The following is a 6,243-nucleotide window of genomic DNA, read 5'->3' on the forward strand; positions in this document are numbered from 1 at the left end:
TACAGGAGCTCAGACATGAAGCGACGGACGCTCGACCTGTTGTTCAGCATCGGTGGGCTGGGCCTCGCGGTCCTGCTGCTCGTCGTCGGCGTCGTCCTGACGACGAACGCCAACTTCGCCAACAAGTACGTGCACGACCAGCTCGCCGCCCAGCACATCAGCTTCACGCCGGCCGACAAGCTGAGCGACGCGGAGAAGAAGTCGGATTGCCTGCGCCAGTACGCCGGCAAGCAGCTCACCACGGGCAAGCAGGCCGAGTGCTACGCCAACGAGTACATCGGCCTGCACCTCAAGTCGATCGGCGGCGGCAAGACGTATGCCGACCTGGGCGCGCCGCAGACCGCGCTGCGCGAGCAGGTGGCCCAAGCCCAGCAGACCAACGCCGCCAACCTGGCCGACCTGCAGAAGCAGCTCGCCGACGTCACCGCCCAGCGGGAGACCGTGTTCAAGGGCGAGACGCTGCGCGGCCTGCTGCTCACCTCGTACGGCTTCAGCGAGTTCGGCCGCAAGGCCGAGCAGGGCGCCCTGGCCATGTACCTCGGCGCGGCGCTGCTCCTGCTGCTCTCGGGCGCCGGCCTGGTGCACGCCTTCCGCACCCCGGCCAGCGAGACCTTCGCCGCCCCGGAGCGGGAGCGGGTCACCACCTGATCCGGTCCCCGATCGCCCCCGGCCTCCCGCACCCCCCCTCGGGAGACCGGGGGCGATCGCCGTTTCGCGCGCCGGCCGGGTGACACGGGACGCAGAATCGGGCTTGACCCTCACGTAGCGGGAGGCGGGAGCCTTGGTCGCGGAAGGGAGGGAAACCATGGCGTACACGGTGGGTCAGGTGGCGCGGGCGGCCCGGGTGACGGTCCGGACGCTGCACCACTACGACGAGATCGGGCTGCTGCGGCCGAGCGGGCGGACACCGGCGGGCTACCGCCGCTACGACGACGCGGACCTGGACCGCCTGCAGCTCATCCGGTACTACCGCGAGCTGGGTTTCCCGCTGGACGAGATCGCCGAGATCCTGGACGACCCGGCCGCTGACCCGGTGGCGCACCTGAGTCGGCAGCACGAGCTGCTGTCCGGGCGGATCGGCAAGCTCCAGGAGATGGTGGCGGCGATCGAGCACGCGATGGAGGCGAGAAAGTTGGGGATCCAGTTGACGCCGGAGGAGCGGTTCGAGGTGTTCGGGGACTTCGACCCGGACGAGCACGCCGACGAGGTCGAGCGGCGCTGGGGCGACACCGAGGCGTACAGGCAGTCGCAGGAGCGGGCCAGCCGCTACTCGAAGGAGGACTGGCTGCGCAACAAGGAGCAGAACGAGGACTGGGGCCGGCGGTTCGCCGCGCTGATGGACTCCGGCGCGCCGGCCGACGGGCCGGAGGCGATGGCGCTGGCCGAAGAGCACCGGCAGCTCATCACCCAGTGGTGGTACGACTGCCCGCTCGAGATGCACACCGGGCTGGCCGACATGTACGTGGCGGACGAACGGTTCACCGCGTACTTCGAGACGATCCGGCCCGGCATGGCGGCCTATCTGAACCAGGCGATCCACGCCAACGCGATCAGCCGGGCCTGATCCACCCCGGGTGCCAGGATGGGCCGGACGGCTCACCCTCTGGAGGTCACGTGTTCATCGTCGCCGGCACCCTCTACGTCGACCCGGCCCGGCGGGACGCCTACCTGGCCTCCTGCGTGGACGTGGTCCGGGCGGCCCGCTCGGCGCCGGGTTGCGTGGACTTCGCGGTCAGCGCGGACCTGGTCGAGCCGGGCCGGATCAACGTCTACGAGCGGTGGGAGTCCGACCAGCAACTGCTCGACTTCCGCGGCGCCGGCCCGGACGGGGAGCAGGCGGCGCTGATCCTCGGCGCCGAGGTGCACAAGTTCCGCATCTCCGGCGTCGAGGCGCCGTGACGCGGGCGCCCGGCAGGCCGGGCCGGGCGCCCCGAGCGCCGCTACAGGATGAGGTCGAGCAGGAGTACGCCGGCGAAGCCGACCACCGAGATGATGGTCTCCATCACCGACCAGCTCTTGATGGTCTGCCCGACGGTCAACCCGAAGTATTCCTTGACCAGCCAGAAGCCGGCGTCGTTGACGTGCGAGAAGAACAGCGACCCGCAGCCGATGGCCAGCGCCAGCAGCGCCACCTCGGGGCCCTGGAGGGTGGCCGCGAGGGGCGACACGATGCCGGCGGCGGTGATCGTGGCGACGGTGGCCGAGCCGGTGGCCACCCGGATGCCCACGGCGACCAGCCAGCCCAGCAGCAGCGGCGACAGGTTCGCGCCCTTGGCGGCGTCCGCGACCAGGTTGCCCACGCCCGCGTCGACCAGCACCTGCTTGAAGCCGCCGCCGGCGGCGACGATCAGCAGGATGCCGGCGATCGCCGGCAGCGAGCCGCCCAGGAAACCGGAGACCTGGCTGCGGCTGAACCCGGTCCCGTAGCCCAGGAAGATCATCGCGAAGATGACGCCGGCCAGCAGCGCGACGATCGGGGTGCCGATGATGTCCAGCGCCTTGCGGCCGGCGGTGTCCTCGGCCAGGGTCAGCTCGCCGATGGCGCGCAGCAGCATGAGCACGACGGGCAGCAGCACGGTGACCACGGCGGCCCACAGCGCGGGCTCCCGGCGAGCGCGGGGACCGACCGGCTCCTCGATCGGCGCGCCGGGGCGGCCGGTGCCCGGGTTGACCAGGTCGTCCTCGGTGACCAGGTCGCCGTCGGCGTCGAGCCGGCCCTCGCCGGGGCGGGTCGGGCGCCGCTCCCCGCCGACGGCGAGCGGCCGCCGGGTGGGCAGCAGCGCCTCGGGCGCGGTGGCCGGCACGTGCCGGGCGATGAAGTTGCCGAAGACCGGGCCGGCGATGATCACCGTGGGGATCGCGACGAGCAGTCCCAGGGCCAGGGTCTGGCCCAGGTTGGCGCCGAGCGCGTCGATCGCGACCAGCGGGCCGGGGTGCGGCGGCACCAGGCCGTGCAGCACCGACAGGCCGGCCAGCGCCGGGATGCCGATCTTCATGAGCGGCACGTCGACCCGGCGGGAGACCAGCAGCACGATCGGCACCAGCAGCACCACGCCGACCTCGAAGAAGAGCGGCAGCCCGATCAGCGCGGCCACGCCGGCCATGGCCCAGGGCAGCGCGCCGCCGGAGACCCGGCCGACCACCCGTTCCACGATGCTGTCGGCGCCGCCGGACTCGGCGAGCAGGCCGCCGATCATCGCGCCGAGCGCGATCAGCAGGCCGACGCCGCCGACCGTGGAGCCGACCCCGCCGCTGAACGAGGTGACGATCTTGTCGGCGCTGACCCCGGCGACCACGCCGAGCACGGCCGCGCCGAGGATCAGCGCCAGGAACGGGTGCACCTTGCCCCAGGCGATCAGCACCACCACGGCGGCGATGCCGAGCAGGGCGGCGATGACGAGCTGGGTGTTGCCGGCGTTGGTGAGCGGTTGCGCCGGTGCGGCGAGCAGTGTGACCACGGCTATCACGACCTTCGGTAGTCGTCCGTGCCTCCGGTACGGGCGATCACTTGGGAGGAGCGGTGGGTGGTGGTTCCGGCGGCAGGCTCGGCGCCAGCCGCCGCAGGGACGCGAACGTCGGGACGAGCGCGTCGTACAGCTCGGAGAAGAGCGGCCGCAGGGCCGCGTACGTGGCGGCGGAGGCGGGGTCCGGGCGGACCGTCTCCTCGATCCGGACCAGGTCGGCGGCGACCTCGATCGACTCGATGAGGCCGAGCGCCTGCATGCCGAGCAGCGCGGCCCCGAAGCTGGAGCCCTCGTGCCCGGTGGGGAAGCGCACCGGCATGCCGAGCGCGTCGGCGAGGATCTGCCGCCACAGCGGGCTGCGGGCGAAGCCGCCGCTGGCGCGGATCTCGCGTACCTCGTTGCCGGCGGCCCGGACCGAGGCGAGGACGAGGGCGAGCTGCTGGCAGACCCCTTCCAGCGCGGCCCGGACCAGGTGGGCCCGGCCGTGCCCGTGGGTCAGCCCCACGTACGCGCCGCGGGGCAGCGCGCTCCAGTGCGGCGCCCGCTCGCTGAGCAGGTACGGCAGCATGATCAGCCCGCCGGAGCCGACCGGCGCCTGGGCGGCCAGGTCGAGCAGTTCCTCCTCGGCGTGGTCGTCGAGCTCGGGGGCGAGCGCCTCGTTGGCCCACTGGAGGACGATCCCGCCGTTGTTGATCGCCCCGCCGACCACCCAGCGGCGCTCGGTCAGGGCGTAACAGAAGACGCCGCCGAGCGGGTCGACGCCGGGCCGTTCCACCATCACCCGCATGGCCCCGCTGGTGCCGATCGAGCAGGCCACCTCGCCGGGATGCACCGCGCCGAGCCCCAGGTTCGCCAGTGGCCCGTCGCCGGCGCCCACCACGAGCGGGGTGTCCGCGGGCAGGCCGGTGGCGCGGGCCGCCTCGGCGGTCAGTCCGGGCAGCACGTGGGTGGTGGGGACGAGCTGCGGGAGCTGCTCCTCGGTGATCCCCGCGATGCCGAGCGCCTCGGGGTCCCAGGCCAGCCGGTGGATGTCCATGAGCCCGGTGCCGGAGGCGACCGAGTGGTCGGTGACCAGCGCCTCCGCCAGCCGCAGCAGCACGTAGTCCTTGATGCCGGCCCAGTGCGCGACCCGCTCGTGCAGCTTGGGCTGCTGCTCGGCGAACCAGACGAGCTTGGGCAGCGGCGCCATCGGGTGCACGGGCGTGCCGGTGCGCCGGTGCAGGGCCAGCCCGGCGGGGACGGCGCGCAGCCGCTCGGCCTGGGCGCTGGCCCGGGAGTCGGCCCAGGTGACCGAGGGAGTGAGCGGGGTGCCGCCGGCGTCCAGCCCGATCAGGCTGTGCATCGCGGTGCTGAACGACAGGCCGGCGACCGGCCGGCCCAACTCCGCGACCACCCCCCGGATCGAGCCCACCACCGCGTCGAAGATCAGTGCCGGGTCCTGCTCGGCGTAGCCGGGGTGCGGCTCCTCCAGCGGATAGCCGATCGAGTGCGTGGCGAGCTGCCGGCCGCCGGTGTCGTACGCGACGGCCTTGGTGCTGGTGGTGCCGATGTCCACCCCCACCACGACGGCCGGCTCACCCACCGGTGCACCTCCTCGCCTCCGGCGGGGGTCGCGGCGCGTCCCGCCCTGCGGCTGACGTTACCGACGCACCCACCCCCTCGCACGGCGAAGCGGGCCACCCACCGGGACCGCGAACCGACGCGCAAGGTTCCGCCTAACGTGTCGCGCAATCACCCGTTTGGTCAAATTGGTGACTTGCGCGTGTCTTGTCACCCCCGCACCGCCGTTGACATGAATGACACCCCGATTGGTGGGCTCGCGCGGCGGAGGAGTCGGCGTGGCGATGACTGATTCGACGGGTTCCACATGGCGCTACCGGTGGGCACACCGGCAGAACGACCGGCGGCAGCGGGCCTTCCGCCTGGCCGACGAGGCGTGGCGACGCCGCGACGACGAGCTGCGGCGGCTGCGTACCCTCGCCGGGTCCTTCCACGGCTCGGTCGAGGCCGGCGCCGGCCTGCCCATCGAGCTGGCCCCCGGTGAGGTGGTCTTCTGGACCCTGCCGGCCGCGCAACTGGTCGAGGTCCGGCACACGGCCGTGCTGCCGGCCCCCGAGCTGAGCGTCGACCCGGAACCACCGGTGGTGCGCCCGCGCCGCCCCGAAGGGGTGAAGGTCGTCGACGCCGGGCTCGCCGTGCTCACCAACCGGCGTCTCGTGCTGCTCGGCGGCCGGGGCCGGCGCGACTGGACGTACGGGCGGATGACCGGCCTGTCCCACGACCCCGGAGCGCCGGTCACGCTGATCCAGGTCCTCGACCGGCGCCGTACCTCCGGCCTCCTGCTGCCCACCGGCGCGGTGGCCGACTTCCGGTTCAAGCTCACGCTGGCCTTCGCCGACGCGATCGAGCAGCGTGCCGCGGTCGTCGCCCAGCTCGACGAGCTGATCGCGGAGCACGAGGCGGTGCGGCCGGCCCGGCCCGCGGTGCTCACCCCCGCGCAGGCCCGGGTCTCCGCGCTGCTGCCCGGCGGCCGGCGGACCGTGGCGGTCGGTGCGGCCCTCGCGCTGATCGTGCCGGCGATGCTCTTCGAGTCCGACCCGCCGGTGCGCCCCGGCTCGGACGTCGCCTCCGCCGCCACCCCGGCGGCCACCGCCACCCCCCCCCCCCCGCCCCCCCCCCCCGCCCCCGCCGTCCAGGTCAAACCCAAGCCGCAGCGCACCCGGACCGCGCCGACCACCACGCCGTCCCGGAAGACCACACCGCAGCCGGCCGCCGCCGA

General features: G+C 73.5%; 6 protein-coding genes. 4 read left to right on the top strand and 2 right to left on the bottom strand.

Features of this window, described 5'->3' with window-relative positions; translation table 11 throughout:
- The first annotated feature begins 15 nt into the window (after positions 1-15).
- From FXF50_RS28555 to FXF50_RS28565, 3 genes are all read left to right on the top strand, one after another.
- On the top strand, positions 16-648 hold the full coding sequence (locus FXF50_RS28555; protein WP_148432025.1) for a hypothetical protein: 633 nt from the start codon (positions 16-18) through the stop codon (positions 646-648).
- A gap of 157 nt (positions 649-805) precedes the next feature.
- Positions 806-1,564 (top strand): MerR family transcriptional regulator, encoded by a 759-nt coding sequence (locus FXF50_RS28560; RefSeq protein ID WP_148432026.1) that lies wholly within the window; start codon positions 806-808, stop codon positions 1,562-1,564.
- A 50-nt stretch (positions 1,565-1,614) separates the two neighbouring features.
- Positions 1,615-1,899 (top strand): putative quinol monooxygenase, encoded by a 285-nt coding sequence (locus tag FXF50_RS28565; protein WP_148432027.1) that lies wholly within the window; start codon positions 1,615-1,617, stop codon positions 1,897-1,899.
- A 41-nt stretch (positions 1,900-1,940) separates the two neighbouring features.
- On the opposite strand, the gene FXF50_RS28570 is transcribed toward FXF50_RS28565, so the two are convergent.
- Together FXF50_RS28570 and FXF50_RS28575 are read right to left on the bottom strand one after the other, a co-directional pair.
- Positions 1,941-3,458 carry a GntP family permease gene (locus FXF50_RS28570; protein WP_148432028.1) on the bottom strand — a complete coding sequence of 506 codons (1,518 nt, stop codon included), beginning with the start codon at positions 3,456-3,458 and terminating at the stop codon, positions 1,941-1,943.
- A gap of 46 nt (positions 3,459-3,504) precedes the next feature.
- Positions 3,505-5,046 carry a gluconokinase gene (locus tag FXF50_RS28575; protein WP_148432029.1) on the bottom strand — a complete coding sequence of 514 codons (1,542 nt, stop codon included), beginning with the start codon at positions 5,044-5,046 and terminating at the stop codon, positions 3,505-3,507.
- 256 nt (positions 5,047-5,302) lie between these two features.
- Here FXF50_RS28575 and FXF50_RS28580 point away from each other — a divergent pair.
- Positions 5,303-6,243 (top strand): hypothetical protein (locus FXF50_RS28580; protein WP_148432030.1); only part of this gene is annotated, 941 nt, incomplete at its 3' end.

The organism is Micromonospora sp. AP08 (assembly GCF_008085935.1).
Classification (GTDB): Bacteria; Actinomycetota; Actinomycetes; order Mycobacteriales; family Micromonosporaceae; genus Micromonospora; species Micromonospora chersina.